This is a genomic window from Xanthobacter agilis, assembly GCF_021730435.1.
GTDB classification, from domain to species: Bacteria; Pseudomonadota; Alphaproteobacteria; order Rhizobiales; family Xanthobacteraceae; genus Xanthobacter; species Xanthobacter agilis.
This window is the reverse complement of the sequence record NZ_JABWGX010000004.1, coordinates 189,231-206,995: the sequence shown is the minus strand read 5'-3', so window position 1 is coordinate 206,995 and position 17,765 is coordinate 189,231. Positions and strand designations below refer to the sequence as shown.

General features: G+C 68.3%; 17 protein-coding genes. 9 read left to right on the top strand and 8 right to left on the bottom strand.

Annotated elements, in window-relative coordinates:
* Positions 1-792: 792 nt before the first annotated feature.
* Positions 793-1,317 carry a DUF1269 domain-containing protein gene (locus HUW53_RS04440; RefSeq protein ID WP_237344534.1) on the top strand — a complete coding sequence of 175 codons (525 nt, stop codon included), beginning with the start codon at positions 793-795 and terminating at the stop codon, positions 1,315-1,317.
* Positions 1,318-1,456: 139 nt separating this feature from the next.
* Positions 1,457-2,749, top strand: coding sequence for a nicotinate phosphoribosyltransferase (gene pncB / locus HUW53_RS04435; protein ID WP_237344533.1), 1,293 nt, complete (start codon positions 1,457-1,459; stop codon positions 2,747-2,749).
* Positions 2,750-2,854: 105 nt separating this feature from the next.
* Here the strand turns inward: pncB and HUW53_RS04430 are convergent, their stop codons facing one another.
* The 4 genes from HUW53_RS04430 to petA form a co-directional block, all read right to left on the bottom strand.
* On the bottom strand, positions 2,855-3,391 hold the full coding sequence (locus HUW53_RS04430; RefSeq protein WP_237344532.1) for an adenine phosphoribosyltransferase: 537 nt from the start codon (positions 3,389-3,391) through the stop codon (positions 2,855-2,857).
* Between the two features lie 144 nt (positions 3,392-3,535).
* Positions 3,536-4,375, bottom strand: a complete 840-nt coding sequence (locus tag HUW53_RS04425; RefSeq protein WP_237344531.1) for a cytochrome c1 — start codon at positions 4,373-4,375, stop codon at positions 3,536-3,538.
* A 21-nt stretch (positions 4,376-4,396) separates the two neighbouring features.
* Positions 4,397-5,665, bottom strand: coding sequence for a cytochrome b (locus tag HUW53_RS04420; RefSeq protein ID WP_237344530.1), 1,269 nt, complete (start codon positions 5,663-5,665; stop codon positions 4,397-4,399).
* Positions 5,666-5,702: 37 nt separating this feature from the next.
* A complete protein-coding gene (gene petA / locus HUW53_RS04415) occupies positions 5,703-6,230 on the bottom strand; it encodes a ubiquinol-cytochrome c reductase iron-sulfur subunit (protein ID WP_237344529.1) in 528 nt (175 codons plus the stop codon).
* A gap of 416 nt (positions 6,231-6,646) precedes the next feature.
* Here petA and HUW53_RS04410 point away from each other — a divergent pair, with 416 nt between their 5' ends.
* The 4 genes from HUW53_RS04410 (at position 6,647) to HUW53_RS04395 (ending at position 9,873) form a co-directional block, all read left to right on the top strand.
* Complete coding sequence (locus tag HUW53_RS04410; protein ID WP_237344528.1) at positions 6,647-7,873, top strand: beta-1,3-glucanase family protein; 1,227 nt, start codon at positions 6,647-6,649, stop codon at positions 7,871-7,873.
* An 80-nt stretch (positions 7,874-7,953) separates the two neighbouring features.
* A complete protein-coding gene (locus tag HUW53_RS04405; protein WP_237344527.1) occupies positions 7,954-8,415 on the top strand; it encodes a tRNA (cytidine(34)-2'-O)-methyltransferase in 462 nt (153 codons plus the stop codon).
* A 255-nt stretch (positions 8,416-8,670) separates the two neighbouring features.
* The gene (hemF, locus tag HUW53_RS04400) at positions 8,671-9,588 is read left to right on the top strand and encodes an oxygen-dependent coproporphyrinogen oxidase (RefSeq protein ID WP_237344526.1); all 918 of its coding nucleotides are present in this window, start codon (positions 8,671-8,673) and stop codon (positions 9,586-9,588) included.
* A gap of 120 nt (positions 9,589-9,708) precedes the next feature.
* Complete coding sequence (locus HUW53_RS04395; protein WP_237344525.1) at positions 9,709-9,873, top strand: hypothetical protein; 165 nt, start codon at positions 9,709-9,711, stop codon at positions 9,871-9,873.
* Between the two features lie 64 nt (positions 9,874-9,937).
* Here the strand turns inward: HUW53_RS04395 and HUW53_RS04390 are convergent, their stop codons facing one another.
* From HUW53_RS04390 to HUW53_RS04375, 4 genes are read right to left on the bottom strand one after another with little or no spacing between them, the layout of a single operon-like run.
* Positions 9,938-11,191, bottom strand: coding sequence for a CCA tRNA nucleotidyltransferase (locus tag HUW53_RS04390; protein WP_237344524.1), 1,254 nt, complete (start codon positions 11,189-11,191; stop codon positions 9,938-9,940).
* Positions 11,188-11,448, bottom strand: a complete 261-nt coding sequence (locus HUW53_RS04385; protein ID WP_237344523.1) for a DUF6111 family protein — start codon at positions 11,446-11,448, stop codon at positions 11,188-11,190. Before HUW53_RS04385 ends, HUW53_RS04390 begins: the two co-directional genes overlap by 4 nt.
* Complete coding sequence (locus HUW53_RS04380) at positions 11,448-12,116, bottom strand: CoA pyrophosphatase (protein ID WP_237344522.1); 669 nt, start codon at positions 12,114-12,116, stop codon at positions 11,448-11,450. Before HUW53_RS04380 ends, HUW53_RS04385 begins: the two co-directional genes overlap by 1 nt.
* The gene (locus HUW53_RS04375; protein ID WP_237344581.1) at positions 12,113-12,670 is read right to left on the bottom strand and encodes a DUF1285 domain-containing protein; all 558 of its coding nucleotides are present in this window, start codon (positions 12,668-12,670) and stop codon (positions 12,113-12,115) included. Before HUW53_RS04375 ends, HUW53_RS04380 begins: the two co-directional genes overlap by 4 nt.
* Before the next feature lie 342 nt (positions 12,671-13,012).
* On the opposite strand from HUW53_RS04375, the gene HUW53_RS04370 reads away from it, so the two are divergent.
* From HUW53_RS04370 to HUW53_RS04360, 3 genes are read left to right on the top strand one after another with little or no spacing between them, the layout of a single operon-like run.
* Positions 13,013-14,014, top strand: coding sequence for an AAA family ATPase (locus HUW53_RS04370; RefSeq protein WP_237344580.1), 1,002 nt, complete (start codon positions 13,013-13,015; stop codon positions 14,012-14,014).
* 20 nt (positions 14,015-14,034) lie between these two features.
* Positions 14,035-14,949: a DUF58 domain-containing protein gene (locus tag HUW53_RS04365; protein WP_237344521.1), complete on the top strand. Its 915-nt coding sequence runs from the start codon at positions 14,035-14,037 to the stop codon at positions 14,947-14,949.
* Positions 14,949-17,756, top strand: coding sequence for a DUF4159 domain-containing protein (locus HUW53_RS04360; RefSeq protein ID WP_237344520.1), 2,808 nt, complete (start codon positions 14,949-14,951; stop codon positions 17,754-17,756). The genes HUW53_RS04365 and HUW53_RS04360 overlap by 1 nt, the downstream gene beginning before the upstream one ends.
* Positions 17,757-17,765: the final 9 nt, after the last annotated feature.

Sequence of the window (17,765 nt, the reverse complement as noted above, 5' to 3'; positions counted from 1 at the left end):
CGACCACGGCCGCAAAGCCCAGCCCCGCGCACGAGATCAAAGCTGCGATCATGGATGCGTTCATCTTTGTTCCCTCCATCCGCGGCGGATGGCGGGCGGTTCGACCGGCAGGAATGCGCCCGCCCCTTCCACTCCGAGGACATCCGGGACCCGCCGGCCCTTCCAAGCTCGACCGATGACCCCTCATCGCGGCTGCGGACAGGAACACAGATGCAGTCAACATCGGAATTATTCCAAAACTACTGCCGCCGCACCGCATGCAGTGATGATCGAGGACGCTTTTTCCTTCACCTGGCCCGCATCGGCCTGCAAGGACCGGCAAAAAGACATGCTCAGGGACGCGCTTAAAACCTTGGCGCGGGTGGCGCCCGACCAAACCGGCGTCAGCACAGGACACATTCGACTGTCGACGGGAACGCGGCATCCGACCTCGCCGCATGGGGCGAGCGGATCCCTCCTGCCGTCGAGTGAGCACATACATCCCTCGACGGCGCAACGCATGGAGTGCCCCTGTTTACTGTTCCGCTTCGGCGGTGGCAATGCGGCGGATCCTCCTTTCGCGCGCGATAGGGCAACGCGAGCGTCCCACCGCCAAGAGCCCCGGGACCGCAGGGGTGGCCCGAGGCAAGTCCGCGCATGACCGGCGTCAGAGCGCCACCCTGCAACCATTGTCTCGCTCCCATCGTCGCGCGCACGTCGTCTTGCGCCCGTCGTGGATTCGGACGAAGGTCCGCGGGGCTTCCGGCACCGGCGGCCCCAGGCGACCGGCCAACACCAATCAAAGAGGCGTGCATGAGCGATCTCGTCGTTTTCGGCTTCTCGGGGCTTCATCAGGCGGACGAAGTGCTCAACAAGCTGCGCTCCCTGCAGAAGGCGCACCTGATCGACCTTGAGGATGCCTGCGTCGTGGAGCGGGAGGCCGATGGCAAGGTGCATGTGAAGCAGGCTGTGAACCTCACCGCCCTCGGCGCCGCCCAGGGTGGCACCATGGGTGCCCTGTGGGGCGGCCTCGTGGGGCTTTTGTTCCTGAACCCGATCGCCGGCATGGCGCTCGGCGCGGCGGCGGGGGCCGGCGCCGGCGCCTTGTCCGGCTCCCTTTCCGACTATGGCATCAACGATGACTTCGTGAAGCAGCTCGGCGAGACCATTCCCGCCAGTTCTTCCGCCTTGTTCGTGCTGGTGAAGAGCGTCACCTTCGACAAGGTACTGCCCGAGATCGAGCCCTACGGCCCGCGGGTTCTGAAGACCTCCCTGTCCAACGCCGACGAGGAGAAGCTGAAGGCCGCCATCGCCGCCGGCACCACGCCGGCGGCCTGACACCGCGCCGGGGGGCGCGCCCCCCCGGCCTCTCTTCCCCGGCCGGGCCCCGGCGGGGGCGACCGTCCCATGGATCAATGATAGAGGGGTCTGTCGTGCATCGCGGCCGTGCGCCGCCGATCCGCCACCCGGGGCCGCCATGACCGATATTGCCGCGCGCGTCTACAACCACACCTGGAAGATCGACCCCATCGTCCGCTCGGTGCTCGACACCGATTTCTACAAGTTGCTCATGGGGCAGATGATCTTTCATCGCCACCGGGACACGCGCGTCACCTTCGGCATCCACAACCGCACCAGCCGCGTCCGCCTCGCCGACATCGTCGACATCGGCGCCCTGCGCGAGCAGCTCGATCATGTACGCGGCCTCTCCCTCACCCGCGGCGAGAGCACCTGGCTGCGGGGCAACATGTTCTACGGCAAGCGGCAGATGTTCTCCCCGGACTACATCGCCTGGCTCGAGGACTTTCGCTTTCCCGCCTACCATCTGGAGAAGTGGGACGGGCAATACGAACTCACCTTCGAAGGGCCGTGGGTGGAAACCACCATGTGGGAAATTCCCGCCCTCGCCATCATCAACGAGTTGCGTTCGCGCGCCGTGTTGAAGGACATGGGCAAGTTCGAGCTGCAGATTCTCTACGCCCGCGCCATGGCCCGCGTGTGGGAAAAGGTGGAGGTTCTGCGCGCCCTCGGCCCGATCAACATCGCTGATTTCGGTACCCGCCGCCGCCACGGCTTCCTGTGGCAGGATTGGTGCGTGCAGGCGCTGATCGAAGGGCTCGGCGAGGGCTTTCTCGGCACCTCCAACTGCCTCATCGCCATGCGCCGCGAGGTCGAGGCCACCGGCACCAACGCCCACGAACTGCCCATGGTCTACGCCGCCCTCGCGCGGACCGACGCGGAGCTGGCCCAGGCCCCTTATCAGGTGCTCGCCGACTGGCAGCAGGATTACGACGGCAACCTGCGCATCATCCTGCCCGACACCTACGGCACCGCCGGCTTCCTCGCCCACGCCCCCGACTGGGTGGCGCGCTGGACCGGCATCCGCATCGACAGCAAGGACCCGGTCGAAGGCGGCGAGGAGGCAATCCGCTGGTGGACCGCCCGCGGCCAGGATCCGCGCGAGAAGCTCGCCATATTCTCCGACGCCCTCGACGTAGCCGAGGTAGCGCGCATCCGCGCCGCCTTCGACGGGCGGCTGCGCATGGGCTTTGGATGGGGAACGCTGCTCACCAACGACTTCCGCGGCCTCACCCGCGACGGCGCCCTCGACCCCATCTCCATTGTCTGCAAGGTGGTCTCCGCCAACGGACGCCCGGCGGTGAAGCTCTCCGACACCCCGACCAAGGCGATGGGCCCAGCCTCGGAGCTGGAGCGTTATCGGCGGGTCTTCGAGGTCGGGACCCAGCAGGCGCGCGCGGTCATCGTCTGACCCAGCCCCAGGCCGGACGGGACCACAAGCCGCCCCTCCCCCTGAACCGGAGGACGGAGGGGCTCGGCTCGACGCCGCCTCTCTCCGAAAAAATCCCGAAACGCCTCAGTGCCCGGGGAACGAAACCAGGCTGCGAACCGGCACGCCAAGCGCCTCCAGCTTCGCCACGCCTCCAAGATCCGGCAGGTCCACCACGAAGCAGGCCGCCACCACCTGGGCCCCACACTCCCGCAGCAATTGGACGGCGCCCACCGCCGTGCCGCCCGTAGCCACCAGGTCATCCACCAGGAGCACCTGCTCCCCTCGGGTGACCGCGTCCACATGCATCTCGATCTCGTCCTGGCCATATTCCAAGGCATAGGCCATGCGCACCGTCTGGTGCGGCAGCTTGCCTTTCTTGCGGATCGGCACGAATCCGGCCGAAAGCTGGTGCGCCACCGCGCCGCCAAGAATGAAGCCGCGCGCCTCGATGCCCGCCACCTTCGCGATCTTGGCGCCGGCAAACGGCTGCACCAGTTCATCCACCGCCCGGCGAAAGGCCCTCGGATCGCCCAGCAAGGTCGTGATATCGCGGAACAGGATACCTGGCTTCGGATAATCGGGAATGCTGCGGATGGTGGCAGCGAATTCATTTGGCGTCATCGCACACTCCGGACGCGGCCGCGCGCCGCGGGGCCGCACAGACACTGCACCTTCAGGGCCCCGACGTGGCCGCTGATGAGAGCCCAGGGCTGGCTAAAAGAAAAGGGGCCCGCGAGGCCCCTTTTCCTGAAGTGGAGGTAACGCTCAGTGCGCCACGTTCTTCCAGATCTTCTTCTTCGTGAAATAGAGCAGGCCGCTCAACACGATGAGGAAGATGACCACCTGGAAGCCGATGCGCTTGCGTGCATCGAGATGCGGCTCCGCCATCCACATCAGAAAGGCGGCGACATCGGTCGAATACTGATCCACCGTCTGCGGCGTGCCGTCCGTATATTCCACTTGGCCGTCGCTGAGCGGCTTCGGCATCGCGATCTGGTTGCCCGGGAAATACTTGTTGTAATGCAGGCCCGCCTGCACCGTCACGCCTTCCGCCGGCTCGGAATAGCCGGTCAGCACGGCGTGGATATAGTCCACACCGTGCTCCTGGTACTGAATGAAGGCGTCGGTGATGAATCCCGGAAAGCCCACATGGTAGGAGCGGGCCTTGGCCAGCACCGACATGTCCGGCGGCAAGGCGCCGCCGTTGGAGGCACGGGCAGCCTGGTCGTTGGGGAACGGCGCCGGCCACTGGTCTGACGGACGGCCCGGACGCTGGAACATATCGCCGGAATCGTTCGGCCCGTCCGTAATCTGGTACTCGCTCGCGATCTGTTTGACCTGCGCCTCGCTGAAGCTCGGGCCGCCGGGCTGGGACAGATTGCGGAAGTAAAGGAAGTTCGCGGAGTGGCAGGCGGTGCAGACCTCCTTAAACACCTTGAACCCGCGCTGCAGCTGCGCCGTGTCGTAGGAGCCGAAGGGCCCCGCGAACGACCAGCTGAGCCGCGGCGGGCGACCGTCATGGCCGCCGGCTTCCGCCGCCGTGGCCGGCGCCGTGAAGAGGAGCGCCGCCGCGGCGGCGCCGAAGAGAATGCTACGAATGGTCATGCTGTTCTCTCCGCGCCCGGGTCACTTGGTCTCGGGGGCAGCCGCACCGGCCACCACCGTCGCACCGCCCTTGGCCAGCACCGCATCCGCGATGGAGGCTGGCAGCGGCTTCGTCTTCTCGATGAAGCCCAGGAGGGGCAGGATGATGAGGAAATGAGCGAAGTAATAGACCGTGAAAATCCGCGACACGATCACATAGATACCGTCCGCCGGCTGAGAGCCGAGATAGCCGAGCCCCACCGCCACCACCGCGAAGATCCAGAAGAAGATCCTGAACAGCGGGCGGTAGCGCGCCGAGCGCACCTTGGAGGTGTCCAGCCAGGGCAGGAACGCCAGCACCGCGATCGCCGCGAACATGGCGAGCACGCCGCCGAGCTTGTCCGGGATGGAGCGCAGGATGGCGTAGAACGGCAGGAAGTACCATTCGGGCACGATATGCGCCGGCGTCGACATGGGATTGGCCGGGATATAATTGTCCGAATGTCCGAGATAGTTCGGAGTATAGAAGATGAACCACGAGAAGAAGATGATGAACAACACCACCGCGAACGTATCCTTGATCGTCGCGTAGGGGGTGAAGGGCACCGTGTCCTTGCTCACGCTCTTCACATCAATGCCGTCAGGGTTGTTCTGGCCGACATGGTGCAGAGCCCAGATATGGAGCCCGACCACGCCCGCGATCATGAACGGCAGCAGATAGTGCAGCGCGAAGAAGCGGTTGAGGGTGGGGTCACCCACCGAATAGCCGCCCCACAGCCACTGCACGATCACCTCGCCCACCACCGGAATGGCGGAGAAGAGGTTGGTGATGACGGTGGCGCCCCAATAGGACATCTGACCCCAGGGCAGCACATAGCCCATGAAAGCGGCGGCCATCATCAGCAGGTAAATGATGACGCCGAGGATCCACAGCACCTCGCGCGGGGCCTTGTAGGACCCGTAATAGAGGCCGCGGAAGATGTGGATGTAGACCGCGATGAAGAACATCGACGCGCCGTTGGCGTGGATGTAGCGCATGAGCCAGCCGTAGCTCACGTCCCGCATGATGTGCTCGACGCGGGCGAAGGCCACCGGCGCATAAGCCACATAATGCATGGCGAGCACGATGCCGGAAACGATCTGCACCACGAGCATGAAGCTCAAGATGGCGCCGAAGGTCCAGAAATAATTGAGATTCTTCGGCACCGGGTAAGCGATGGCCGAGGAATGGATCAAACCGACGAGCGGCAGGCGGCTTTCAAACCACTGCGCCACCTTGCTCTTCGGCTGATAGCTGGAATGTCCTTCCATGGGGTCCAACCTTTATTGCGCCGGCGACGGTTAAACGTCAGCCGATCACGATCTTCGTATCGGATGTGAAAGCGTAGGGCGGAAGGGCAAGATTAAGCGGCGCCGGCCCCTGCCGAATGCGGCCGGAGGTATCGTAGACCGAGCCGTGGCACGGGCAGAACCAGCCATCATAGGCCCCCTGGTGACCCAGCGGCACGCAGCCCAGATGGGTGCAGATGCCGATCACCACCAACCACTGGTCCTTGCCGGCCTTCACGCGGTCGGCGTCGGGCTGGGGATCGCGCAGGGAGGCGATGTCGGCGCTCCGCGCCTCCTCGATCTCCTTCTTCGTGCGATGGGAAATGAAGATCGGCTTGCCGCGCCACTGCACGGTCACGATCTGCCCCTCCGCGATGGGCGAGAGGTCCACCTCGGTGGTGGACAGCGCCAGCACCGAGGCATCGGGCTGGAGCTGCGAGACGAATGGCCACACCATGCCGGCCACGCCCGCGGCGCCCACCGCGCCGGTCGCGATATAGAGGAAGTCCCGACGCGTCGCCTTCTGCGACGTCTCCGTATGTGCCACGGCGCTGATCCCCGTCCTGTCGTCCGTCCACGATCCGCGCTGGAGCACACGGCCCGGCTCCTGCGCATGAATGTGGCGGAGCTATGAAGCCATAATTCCCCACCTTCGAGGGCCTCTAATTGCACCCCCGCCGGTTCTTGTCCAGATGATGGCGATGCGGCACGCGGTCTTTTCCGGGGCCAGCGCGATGCGGCCTGGGGCCGCGCCGACCGGCACGCCGAGAGTGCGCGCGAAACGCTCGGCGGCGCCGGCGTTGCATGCAAATGCCGGCTAACGACTGAAAGACAAGGATTGGCGGGCGGACGAGAAGCCGCGCGCTCTTGCCTACTTGATCACGCGCGCGGTAGCTTGACCTTGCACCCGCCGATGCGGAAGACTTTCGCGTCGGCACATTTATTCCGTAAGGGCAGCGGCACATGCGCGCGCATTGGATCCGAACAGTCACGTCCGCCATCGCGCTGATGACCGGCCTCGCCGGCGCCCAGGCTGCGTCGGCGGAGCAATTGCTCCCGGTGACGATCACCAACCAGACTGGCTACAAGGGGCCGATCTACGTCACGGTCTACGGCTCCGAAAATCCCGCAAAGCCGAATACCTGGTACTATGTGGCCAAGACCGGCGCGGCCACGAAGTTCAACGACACGGTCAAGCAGCCGACGAATTTCGGCTTTTCCTTCACCGGGAGCAGCACCGCGCTGCGGGTCCCGATGCTCCAGTCGGCGCGGATCTATTTTTCTTTCTGCGCACCGCTGAAGCTCACCGTCGCCAACGGCACGCCGTCCACGCCCGACGCCACGACCCCCGGCAGCCAGACCTTCAACATCCCGTTTGACTTCGTCGAATACACTTGGGTGCCGATCGCGACGCCGAAGAACAACACCCAGATCTGGGTCAACACCACCCAGGTGGACGCGTTCGGCCTGCCGATCCGGATGACGCTCGCGGGCAAGCCCTATGGCAAGGCCACGCAACTCACCGGCGGCTTCAACAGCCCCACCGCCGGCCCCAACATCATCGCGGCGATCAAGAAGGCCGGCGCCCCCTGGACGAAGCTGATGGTCAGCAACGGCAAGTGGCCGATCCGCCTCATCTCCCCCGTCCACACGATGACGCTTGCCACCTCGTCGCCCTATTATTTCCCGAGCAATTATTGGGACAAATACATCACATCCGTATTCAACTATTACGCCAAAGCCAGCAACTCTTTTTCGGTGAATACCGGAACCACAACCTATAAGGGTACCGTCACGAACGGGCAGATGGTGCTCACGCCCACCGGCGGCGGAGCGGCGACCGTGTTCGGCAAGCCGACGTCCCAGTATCTTTGGGCGAATGGAGCGCCACCGATCAGCGGCGGCAATGTGGCCACGCTGCAGAAATTCATCCAGGCCTCATTCCTGCGCTCCACCTTCCTGACGAACAACAACCTGTCCAAATGCTCCGGCATGACGCCTTATACATCGAGCCCGATCAATCAATATTCCAAGGTGATTCACCAATTCGCCTACAATCAGGAGGCTTACACCTTCGGCTACGATGACGTGTGCTCCCAGAGCAGCACCACCTCGCTCATTCAGCCGACCTCGATCAACCTGACCCTCTATCCGCTGGCCGGCAACATGGCGCGGATGACCTGCCCCTGAGCCATTCCCCCTGAACACCGCCTTCGCTCCCATGACGTGCCGCGCCGTCCTTCACGGGACGCGCGGCTGATCGCGTGCCCATGATCCTCGCCCTCTATTGCCCCGATATCGCCCAGAATGCGGGCACCTGCCTGCGCACGGGCGCGTGCCTCGGCGTTCCGGTCCACATCATCGAGCCGGCCGGGTTCCCGGTGGGCGCGGCGGCGTTCCGGCGGGCCGGGATGGACTATATCGACACCGTGGAATGGCATCGCCACGCGCATTTCGACCGATTCCTGGAGATGCTGCGCACCGAGGGGCGACGTCTGGTGCTGTTCACCACCGGCGCCGCGCAGGCGCACACCGACTTCCGCTTCCACCCCGACGACGCTTTGCTGTTCGGACGGGAATCCGCGGGCGTACCCGAGGCGGTGCATCACGCCGCGGACGCGCGCGTGACCATTCCCATGCGGGCGGGCCTGCGCTCCCTCAACGTGGCGGTGAGCGCCGGCATCGGCCTTGCCGAGGCCCTGCGCCAGACCTCGGGCTTTCCAAGGTCTTGAGCGCGCGCCATGGTGGGCCGGAGCATCTTCAAGCGCAGTGATCCCCGGCGCGCGTGAAGAAAATGCGCGAAAGCTGTGCTCCAATGCGCTTGCTGTCATACCTTTGGCCCCGGTCTTTGACCGGCGCCAAAGGGACATGCACCAAGTGGGACCGGCACCAAGTGGGCACGCGCACGCTCCGGCCCCCAGGCGCCCCCGAAACGAATTCCTCGTGATGACCGCATGCGGTCATCACCGCCAGCCCCGGACTTCCGAATGAGCTCTGATCCCGCAGCCTTCGATACGCCCCTCACCGCCCACAAGGCCCACGCGCGCGCTTGGTTCGAGGAGCTGCAGGGGCGCATCATCGCCGCGTTCGAGGCCCTGGAGGACGAGGCGCCCGCGGCCTTGTTCGCGGGTCCCGCCGGCCGTTTCAGCCGCAGCCCCTGGACCCGCACCGACCACACCGGGGCGCCGGGGGGCGGCGGCACCATGGCGCTCATGCGCGGGCGCCTGTTCGAGAAGGTGGGGGTGCACACCTCCACGGTGTTCGGCACGTTCGCCCCCGAGTTTCGCGCCCAGATCCCCGGCGCCGCGGAAGACCCGCGCTTTTGGGCGTCCGGCATCTCCCTCATCGCCCACATGGCGAGCCCCCATGTGCCGGCGGTGCACATGAACACAAGGTTCGTGGTGACGACCAAGGCGTGGTTCGGAGGCGGGGCGGACCTCACCCCCTCGCTCGCCCGGCGCCGCACCCAGGAAGATCCGGACACCATCGCCTTCCATGCCGCCATGGCGGCCGCCTGTAGCCCCCACAAGGTGGCGGACTATGAGCGCTACAAGGCGTGGTGCGACGAGTATTTCTTTCTGAAGCACCGGGGCGAGATGCGCGGCATCGGCGGCATTTTCTATGATTATCTCGACAGCGCGGGAGCCGGCGCCGGCACCTTCGAGGATGATCTGGCCTTCACCCGCGATGTGGGACTGTCCTTCCTCGACATCTACCCGCGCCTGGTGCGGGCCAACATGCACGTGCCCTGGAGCGAAGAGGACCGCGAGGAACAATTGGTCCGTCGCGGGCGCTATGTGGAGTTCAACCTGCTCTATGATCGCGGCACCATCTTCGGCCTGAAGACCGGCGGCAATGTGGACTCCATTCTCTCGTCCATGCCGCCGGTGGTGAAGTGGCCGTGATGGCGCTGTCATAAAGCCCCGATAAGGCTTTCCTGGGCGCGCATCGCGCCGCGATCGGGGGAGAGGACCATGGCGTTCGAGCCGGGAGAAATCGTTCAGCTCAAGTCGGGGAGCCCCGCTTTGACTGTGGTCGAAGTGCAGGAGCTGGACGTCAAGGTCGTATGGTACGCCGAGGAAGTGGGCGAGTTCCGCAGCCAGAGCCTGCCGGCGATCTCGCTGGAAACCCTCGACCTGACCGAATTCGAGATCGAGGAAGAAGACGAAGCCGAGGCGGACGAGGACTGACCAGTCCCGGCACCGGGCGACGCGCGGGCAGCAGTCCACCTGTCCGCGCGAGGCCCTGCGCGCCTCAGCGGGCAGATGCCACGGTGGCGAGGGCTGCGCCGATCAGCGCCTCCTTGGCGTCCCCCGACATTGGAAAATCCGCCGCCACCCAGGCCGCTTCCACGGCGGCGAGGGCACGGCCGAGGGCGGGGCCGGGCTTCAGGCCGCGGGCCATCAGATCCCCGGCGCTCACGGGCAAGCGCGGCGGCGTCCAGGCCGTGGCCAGCGCGACCCGGGATTGGAGTTCCGCCTGCATCGCTTCGGAACACGGGCCTGCCGCCGCCAGCAATATGCGGTCGAGCGCCGCCTCGGGTCCGGCGCCATAGACGAAGGCGCGCAGCGCCGCCGCCGGCGCGCCCGCCCCCGGCAACGGGGGCCGCGACGCGGCCAGGGCCGACAGCCGCCGCATCTCCCCATTGGACAGGCGCAGCTTCTCACGCAGCCGGGGCACATCGTCCGGCACCCGCAGGGCCAGGGCCGCCAGCCGGCGGACCGGATCGGCGGGAACGCCGAGCCGCGCTTCCAGCCCCACAAGGCGGGTAAAAGCCTTAACGTCGGCAAGGCCGGCGAGGAGCGGCTGCACCAGGCCGCAATCGCTCATGATCTCCAGCGTGCGCGGGGCGCCGGGCGCCAGCAGCAGCTTCAGGAGTTCCGCCCGCACCCGCTCATGGGACAGGCCGCGCAGGCCGGCGCGGGCGCGGACCACGGCCCGGAGCGCGGTCGCGTCCACCAGGCCTTCCCCGTAGGCGGCATGGAAGCGGAACAGGCGCAGGATGCGCAGATAATCCTCGGCGATGCGCGCGTCCGCGTCGCCGATGAAGCGCACCCGCCGCGCGGCAAGGTCGGCCAGCCCGCCCACGAGATCGATCACCTGCCGGTCCACGGTGGCGTAAAGGGCGTTGATGGTGAAGTCGCGCCGGGCCGCATCGTGGTCCCAGCTCCGGCCGAAGCGCACCACGGCCCGGCGCCCGTCGGTCTCCATATCCTCGCGCAGGGTGGTCACCTCGTAGGCCGCATGGTCCACCACCACCGTGACGGTGCCGTGCTCCACCCCCGTCGGCACGGCCTTCATGCCCGCCGCGCGCACCCGCCCCGCCACCACCTCGGGCAAAGCGGTGGTGGCGATGTCCACATCGGTCACGGTGAGGCCGAGCAGGGTGTTGCGCACCGCGCCGCCGACCACGCGGGCCTCTTCCCCGGCCGCGTTCAGCACGCCCAGCAGAGCCGAAAGGCCATGGCGATCCCAGAAGCCCGCCCCGGCGAGGGAGGCCCCGCTCATTCGAAATGCCCGGGCACAAACACGCCGTCGCGCGTCTGCGCCGGCACATAGTGGCTGCCGGGCGGCGCGCTGCGCCCGCCTTCAAACAGCAGCAAGCCAAGCGCCATCAGCACCAGCGCCGCCACCGCCAGGCTGGCCAGGGCGCGTGGCGACCAGTGCTCGGGCACCACCGAGCCCTTGGTGGCGATGAGCAGGGCGCCGTAAAGCACAAACGGGGTGAGGAACAGCGCGAGTTCCACCAGCAAGGTGCGCAGCATCAGGCATAGACCCGGTCATAGAGGTTGCGCAGCATGCCGGCGGTGGCGCCCCAGATGAAGCGCCCCTCGTAGGGCATGGCGTAATAATGGCGCAGCGTGCCCTGCCATTTGCGCGACTGGCGCTGGTGGTTCGCCGGCGTCATGAGGAATTTCAGCGGCACCTCGAACGCCTCGTCCACCTCGGCGGGGCTGAGGGTGAGGGCGTAGTCGGGGTCCACCAGCCCCACCACCGGCACGATCCAGAATCCGGTTCCCGAGAGATAGCCGTCGAGATAGCCCAGGTGCCGCACCAGGCGCGCGTCGAGCCCCACCTCTTCTTGCGCCTCGCGCAAGGCGGCGGCCTTCTCGTCGGCGTCCTCCGGGTCCACGCGGCCGCCGGGAAAGGCGATCTGGCCGGCATGGTTGGATAGCCGGGCCGAACGCAGGGTCAGGAGCACGCCCGGATCCGGCCGCGCCACGATGGGCACCAGCACGGCGGCATGGCGCGGCGGCTGCGCCGGCGCGAGCCCTTCAAGGCTCGGCTGCAAGGCGTGGTCGCCATTGACCTGCTCCAGGGCGCCCTGCGTATAGAAGGGCGGCGGCGACGGGGATAGGCCACGCATCGCGCGGGCCAGGAAATCCGAGAGGCCGGAGCCTTGCGGCGGATCGAGAACGGCAGGATGGCTCATGACGCAAGGCGGTCCAATTCCGCCGCCGGCATGATGGGAAAGAACATGCCGCCCGAAGCGACCCCGAACATCTCGCGCCCCTCCACCCCGCGCACCTCGCCGGCGGCGGCGAGATCGAACGAGACGGCGCGGGTCAAGCGCGCCTCCAACCCGTTGCGGACATGGATATAGGGCATGAACGCTCCGGGTGCCGCGCCGGGCGCGAAACGCAGGCCATGGCCGGGACCGCAGCGCACGAGATCGTCGAGATTGGTGCGAAACACCAGGGTCCGGCCGTCCGCCCCCGGCTCCTCGGCCATCTCCACCGCCTGGAAGGGGGCATCGTCCACCCGGATGCCGATCTTCTCCACCGGCGTCTTGAGCACGAAGCGCTCGCCCTCGCGCGTCAGCACCGAGGCGAACAGGCGCACCAGCGCCGGCCGGCCGATGGGCGTGCCCATGTAGAACCAGGTGCCGTCGGCGGCGATTCGCAGATCCATGTCGCCACAATCGGGCGGATTCCACTTGTCCACCGGCGCCGGCCCGCTGTCGCCCGCGGCGCGCACCGCCGCCATCAGCGCCTCCAGCCGGCCGCCCCCATCGGTCGGCGGCCCATGGGGCGCCCCACTCCGCGCAACGGTTTCGCCGCCGTCCCGGCTCGCCATGGCCTGGTCCTCGCGATGAGTTGAGATGGCCCCGCCGCCTTCCGCACCGGGGAAAACACCGGGGGGATTAGACGGAACACAATCTTATCGTAAGCTCTCTATCCGGGCGGCGCGACCTTTGCACGGCGAAATCCGGAAAATGGACCCGGACGCAATCGGACGGCGCCGCCGGGGCGTTTTATCGCCGCTTTTTGCGGTGAGCCTTGCGGCGACGCACGCCGCTTGGAAATTGGTGCACGGAGACTTCAGGTGATGTCGGCTGCCGGCGAGACCTTCGACCTCGATCAGATGATCGTCCGCAACGCGGAAACCGCCGCCGGCCATGTGAAGGCCGCCAGAACCGCCATCGCCGCCGTCATCTTCGGCCAAGAGGCGGTGGTCGAGCGGGCGCTCGTCACCCTTCTTGCTGGCGGCCATGCGCTTCTGGTCGGCGTGCCGGGCCTCGCCAAGACCAAGCTGGTCGAGACGCTCGGCACCGTGCTCGGGCTCGATGCCCGCCGCGTTCAGTTCACCCCGGACCTCATGCCCTCGGACATCCTGGGCGCCGAGGTGCTGGAGGAGACGCCCGGCGGCCAGCGCGCCTTCCGCTTCATCCGCGGCCCCATCTTCGCCCAGCTGCTGATGGCGGACGAGATCAACCGCGCTTCGCCGCGCACCCAGTCGGCGCTGCTCCAGGCCATGCAGGAATACCACGTCACCGTCGCCGGCGAGCGCCACGACCTGCCCCGGCCATTCCATGTGCTCGCCACTCAGAACCCGCTGGAGCAGGAGGGCACCTATCCCTTGCCCGAGGCCCAGCTCGACCGCTTCCTGATGCAGATCGACGTCGACTATCCGGACCGGGATGCCGAGCGCCGCATCCTGTTCGAGACCACCGGCGCCGAGGAGCAGAAGCCCCGCGCCGCCATGACGGTGGACGACCTCATGTCGGCCCAGCATCTGGTCCGGCGCCTGCCGGTGGGCGAATCGGTGGTCGAAGCGATCCTCACCCTGGTGCGCTCCGCCCGCCCCGGCAGCGAGAGCCCCGAGCAGCGCTTCATCGCCTGGGGACCGGGTCCGCGCGCCTCCCAGGCGCTGATGCTGGCCACCCGCGCCCGCGCGCTGCTCGACGGCCGCTTCGCCCCCTCCCTCGACGATGTGGCCGCCCTGGCGGAGCCGGTATTGAAGCACCGCATGGCCCTCACTTTCGCCGCCCGCGCGGAAGGCGAGAGCGTGCCCCATATCATCCGACGGCTGGTGGAGCGGATCGGCTGACCGCGGCAGGATCGAACACAGTGGCTGAAACGTCCCCCGCCTCCCGCACCGTGGAGCAGGCTGCCCTTCAAGCGGCGAGCCTGGTTTCAGCCATGCCGCGGCTGGTGCTGGAAGCCCGGCGCATCGCTTCGTCCGTGGCCCATGGCCTGCACGGGCGTCGGCGGGCCGGCACCGGCGAGAACTTCTGGCAATACCGCCGCTTCCTTGGCGGCGAGCCGGCGGCGCGCGTGGATTGGCGCCGCTCGGCGCGGGACGATCATCTTTATGTGCGCGAACGCGAATGGGAGGCCGCCCACACGGTGTGGATCTGGCCCGATCTCTCCCCCTCCATGGACTATGCCACCGGCAACCGCCCGCCCAAGCGGGAGCGGGCGCTGGTGACGGCGTTCGCCTTGGCCGATTTACTGGTGCGCGGCGGCGAGCGGGTGGGCGTGCCCGGCCTGATGCGCCCCTCCGCCGACCGGCGTATCGTCGAGCGCATGGCCGAAAACATTGTGCTGGCGCCCAAATTGCCGGCGCGCCTGCCGCCGCCCTTCGCGCCCGCCCCCACTGCCGAGGTGGTGCTGCTCGGCGACTTTTGGAGCCCGGCGAGCGAGGTCGCGGCGCAGATCACCGCGCTCGCCTCCGGCGGCGCGCACGGCCATGTGGTGCAGATCGTGGACCCGGCGGAGGAGACCTTTCCCTTTTCCGGCCGCATCGCGTTTTCCGATCCCGTGGGCGGCGACAGGCTCACCGTCGGCCGCGCCGAGAGTTGGTGCGACGACTATGCGCTGAAGCTGGCGGAGCACCGCGCGGTGATCCGCGCCAGCGCCGAGCGCCACGGCTGGAGCTTCATCATCCATCGCACCGACCAGCCCGCCAGTGCGCTGCTGCTCTCCCTCCACATGCGCATGGGCGCCGGTGGCGCCGGTGCTGCGGCCGGAGGGCTTGCCTGATGTTCGGCCTTCCCCTCGCCTTTTCGGCGCCGCTGCTGCTCACCGCGTTCCTGGCCCTGCCGCTGCTGTGGTACGTGCTGCGGGTGGTGCCGCCCAAGCCACGCGCCGTCGCCTTCCCGCCCACCCGCCTCCTGTTCGAGATCAAGCCGAAGGAGGAAAGCGCCGCGCGCACGCCCTGGTGGCTCACCGCCCTGCGCATGGCGCTGGCCGCCCTCGTCATCCTGGCCGCCGCCGGGCCGATCTGGAATCCGCCGGCGGCAAACCCCGGCGCGGACGGGCCGTTGCTGCTGGTCATCGACCAGGGCTGGCCGGCCGCCGGCCAGTGGGAGGCGCGCATGGCCGCCGCCGGCGCGCTCATCGACGCGGCGGCAACGACCGGGCGCGGCGTTGCCCTCATCCCCACCGGCGACGTGCCGCGCGACGCGACCTTGCTCACGCCGGACGCCGCCCGCGACCGGCTGCGCTCGCTGGCGCCCGTGCCCTATGCCCCGGCCCGCGCCGACGCCTTCGCCCTGGCCGCGCGGATGCAGGCGGCGGAGCCCCGGGCCGGCCTCGTCTTCCTGTCCGACGGGGTGGACATGGGCGCCGATGCGGACCTGGCCACGGCGCTTGCGCCCCTGAAAGCGGCCACCGCGCGCATCGTCAGCGGCGGCGTGGCGCCGCCGCTCGCCCTCGCCGGTCCCGAGAACGGCGCTGACGCGCTCACCGTGAAGGTCCTGCGCCCCGCCGGCGGCCCGCCCCGCGCCGGCCGGGTGGAGGCCAAGGACATGCGCGGCCTGACCCTCGCCGATGCGCCGTTCACCCTGCCCGAGGGGGCCAGCGCCACCGAGGCCCGCTTCGTCATGCCGGTGGAGATCCGCAACGAGATCGCGCGCCTCGACATCATCGGCGCGCACGCGGCCGGCGCGGTCCAGCTCATCGACAAGAGCTGGCGGCGGCGCACCGTGGGCATCGTCTCCGGGACCTCGACTGACACCGGCCAGCCCCTGCTCGCCCCCACCTATTACCTGACGCGGGCGCTCGCCCCCTATGCCGACCTTCGCGTCGCGGAAACGGGGTCGGCCATCGAGAACATCAACCGGTTCCTGGAACAGCGCGTGCCGGTGCTGCTGCTGCCGGACGTGGGCACCATTCCCCCCGCCACCCGCGCCCGGCTCGCCAAGTTCGTCAATGACGGCGGCGTGCTGGTGCGCTTCGCCGGCCCGCGCCTCGCCAATGCCCAGGACGACCTGTTGCCGGTGAAGCTGCGGCGCGGCGGGCGGGTACTGGGCGGCTCCCTATCCTGGGAAACGCCGCAGCCGCTTGGGGCCTTGACCCCGGAGGGTCCGTTCCGCGACATGAAGGTGCCCACCGACGTCACCGTGAACCGGCAGGTGCTGGCGGAGCCGGATGCCACCCTCGGCGACCACACCTGGGCGGCGCTGGCCGACGGCACGCCCCTTGTCACCGGCACCCGCATCGGCAAGGGCGCGCTGGTGCTGTTCCATGTCACCGCCGACACCTCCTGGTCCAACCTGCCGCTGTCCGGCGCCTTCGTGGACATGCTCCGCCGCGTAATCGCCTTGTCGGACGCGCCGCCCGCCCTCGACGCCAGCCCCGCGGACGCCGCCCGCGCCGCCGACCGGCCAGACGTGGCGAGCCTTGCCCCCGCCCGCGTGCTGGACGGCTTCGGCGCCTTCCAGCCCGCTGGCCCCACGGCGCGGGCCATTCCCGCCGATTTCACCGGCCGCGCCAGCGCCGATCATCCGCCGGGCTTCTACGGACCGCCGGACGGGCTGGTGGCGGTCAACGCGCTGCTGCCGGCCGACGCGCCCAGGGCCATCGACTTCACGACCCTCGGGCTCAAGGCGGAGCCGCTGCAGGAGAGCGCGCCGCGGGACCTTGTCGGGCCGCTGCTGATCGCCGCCATGGCGCTGCTGCTGCTCGATGCGCTGGCCGTGCTCCTCCTGGCCGGCGGGCTGTCGCGCTTCGGCGGACGGCGTGCCACCGCCGCCGCGCTGCTGGCGCTTGCCGCCCTCGGCGCCGCCGCCCTGCCCCAGACCGCGCGCGCCGGCGACGACACCTTCGCGCTCCAGGCCACCGGGCAGACGCGCTTCGCCTATGTGGTCACCGGCAACCCCGAGGTGGACGACATCTCCCGCGCCGGGCTCAGCGGCCTTGCCGCCTTCGTCAGCCAGCGCACCGCGCTCCAGGCGGGCGAGGCGATGGGGATCGACCTTGCCAAGGACGAACTCGCCTTTTTCCCCTTCATCTATTGGCCCATCCTGCCCGATGCGCCGGTGCCACCGCCAGCCGTGCTGGCCAAGCTCGACGCCTACATGAAGCAGGGCGGCACCGTGATCTTCGATACCCGCGACGCCATCGCCGCGTCCGACGTGCCGGGCGCGCCCCTGACCCCGGCCGCCGCCAAGCTCCGCGAGATCCTCTCGGGCCTCGACATTCCCGAGCTTGCCCCTGTGCCGCGCGACCACGTTCTCACCAAGGCATTCTATTTGCTGAAAGATTTTCCCGGCCGATTCACCGGCGGCACGACCTGGGTGGAGGCGCTGCCGCCCGCCGACGACACCGACCGCCCCGCCCGCGCGGGCGATGGCGTCTCGCCGGTCATCATCACCTCCAACGATCTGGCCGGCGCCTGGGCGGTCACCGCCACGGGCGAGCCCATGCTGCCGCTGACGCCCGGCGAGCCGCGCCAGCGGGAGATCGCCTTCCGTGCCGGAGCCAACATGGCCATGTATGTCCTTACCGGGAACTACAAGGCCGATCAGGTGCATGTGCCGGCCCTCCTGGAAAGGCTCGGACAATGAGCGCCGCCC

What these genes read in the sequence shown, in the direction of transcription:
- HUW53_RS04440 (WP_237344534.1), top strand. Translation starts at nt 793, where the DNA reads ATGAGCGATCTCGTCGTTTTCGGCTTCTCGGGGCTTCATCAGGCGGAC.
- pncB (WP_237344533.1), top strand. Translation starts at nt 1,457, where the DNA reads ATGACCGATATTGCCGCGCGCGTCTACAACCACACCTGGAAGATCGAC.
- HUW53_RS04430 (WP_237344532.1), bottom strand. Translation starts at nt 3,391, where the DNA reads ATGACGCCAAATGAATTCGCTGCCACCATCCGCAGCATTCCCGATTAT.
- HUW53_RS04425 (WP_237344531.1), bottom strand. Translation starts at nt 4,375, where the DNA reads ATGACCATTCGTAGCATTCTCTTCGGCGCCGCCGCGGCGGCGCTCCTC.
- HUW53_RS04420 (WP_237344530.1), bottom strand. Translation starts at nt 5,665, where the DNA reads ATGGAAGGACATTCCAGCTATCAGCCGAAGAGCAAGGTGGCGCAGTGG.
- HUW53_RS04410 (WP_237344528.1), top strand. Translation starts at nt 6,647, where the DNA reads ATGCGCGCGCATTGGATCCGAACAGTCACGTCCGCCATCGCGCTGATG.
- HUW53_RS04405 (WP_237344527.1), top strand. Translation starts at nt 7,954, where the DNA reads ATGATCCTCGCCCTCTATTGCCCCGATATCGCCCAGAATGCGGGCACC.
- hemF (WP_237344526.1), top strand. Translation starts at nt 8,671, where the DNA reads ATGAGCTCTGATCCCGCAGCCTTCGATACGCCCCTCACCGCCCACAAG.
- HUW53_RS04390 (WP_237344524.1), bottom strand. Translation starts at nt 11,191, where the DNA reads ATGAGCGGGGCCTCCCTCGCCGGGGCGGGCTTCTGGGATCGCCATGGC.
- HUW53_RS04385 (WP_237344523.1), bottom strand. Translation starts at nt 11,448, where the DNA reads ATGCTGCGCACCTTGCTGGTGGAACTCGCGCTGTTCCTCACCCCGTTT.
- HUW53_RS04380 (WP_237344522.1), bottom strand. Translation starts at nt 12,116, where the DNA reads ATGAGCCATCCTGCCGTTCTCGATCCGCCGCAAGGCTCCGGCCTCTCG.
- HUW53_RS04375 (WP_237344581.1), bottom strand. Translation starts at nt 12,670, where the DNA reads ATGGCGGCGGTGCGCGCCGCGGGCGACAGCGGGCCGGCGCCGGTGGAC.
- HUW53_RS04370 (WP_237344580.1), top strand. Translation starts at nt 13,013, where the DNA reads ATGTCGGCTGCCGGCGAGACCTTCGACCTCGATCAGATGATCGTCCGC.
- HUW53_RS04360 (WP_237344520.1), top strand. Translation starts at nt 14,949, where the DNA reads ATGTTCGGCCTTCCCCTCGCCTTTTCGGCGCCGCTGCTGCTCACCGCG.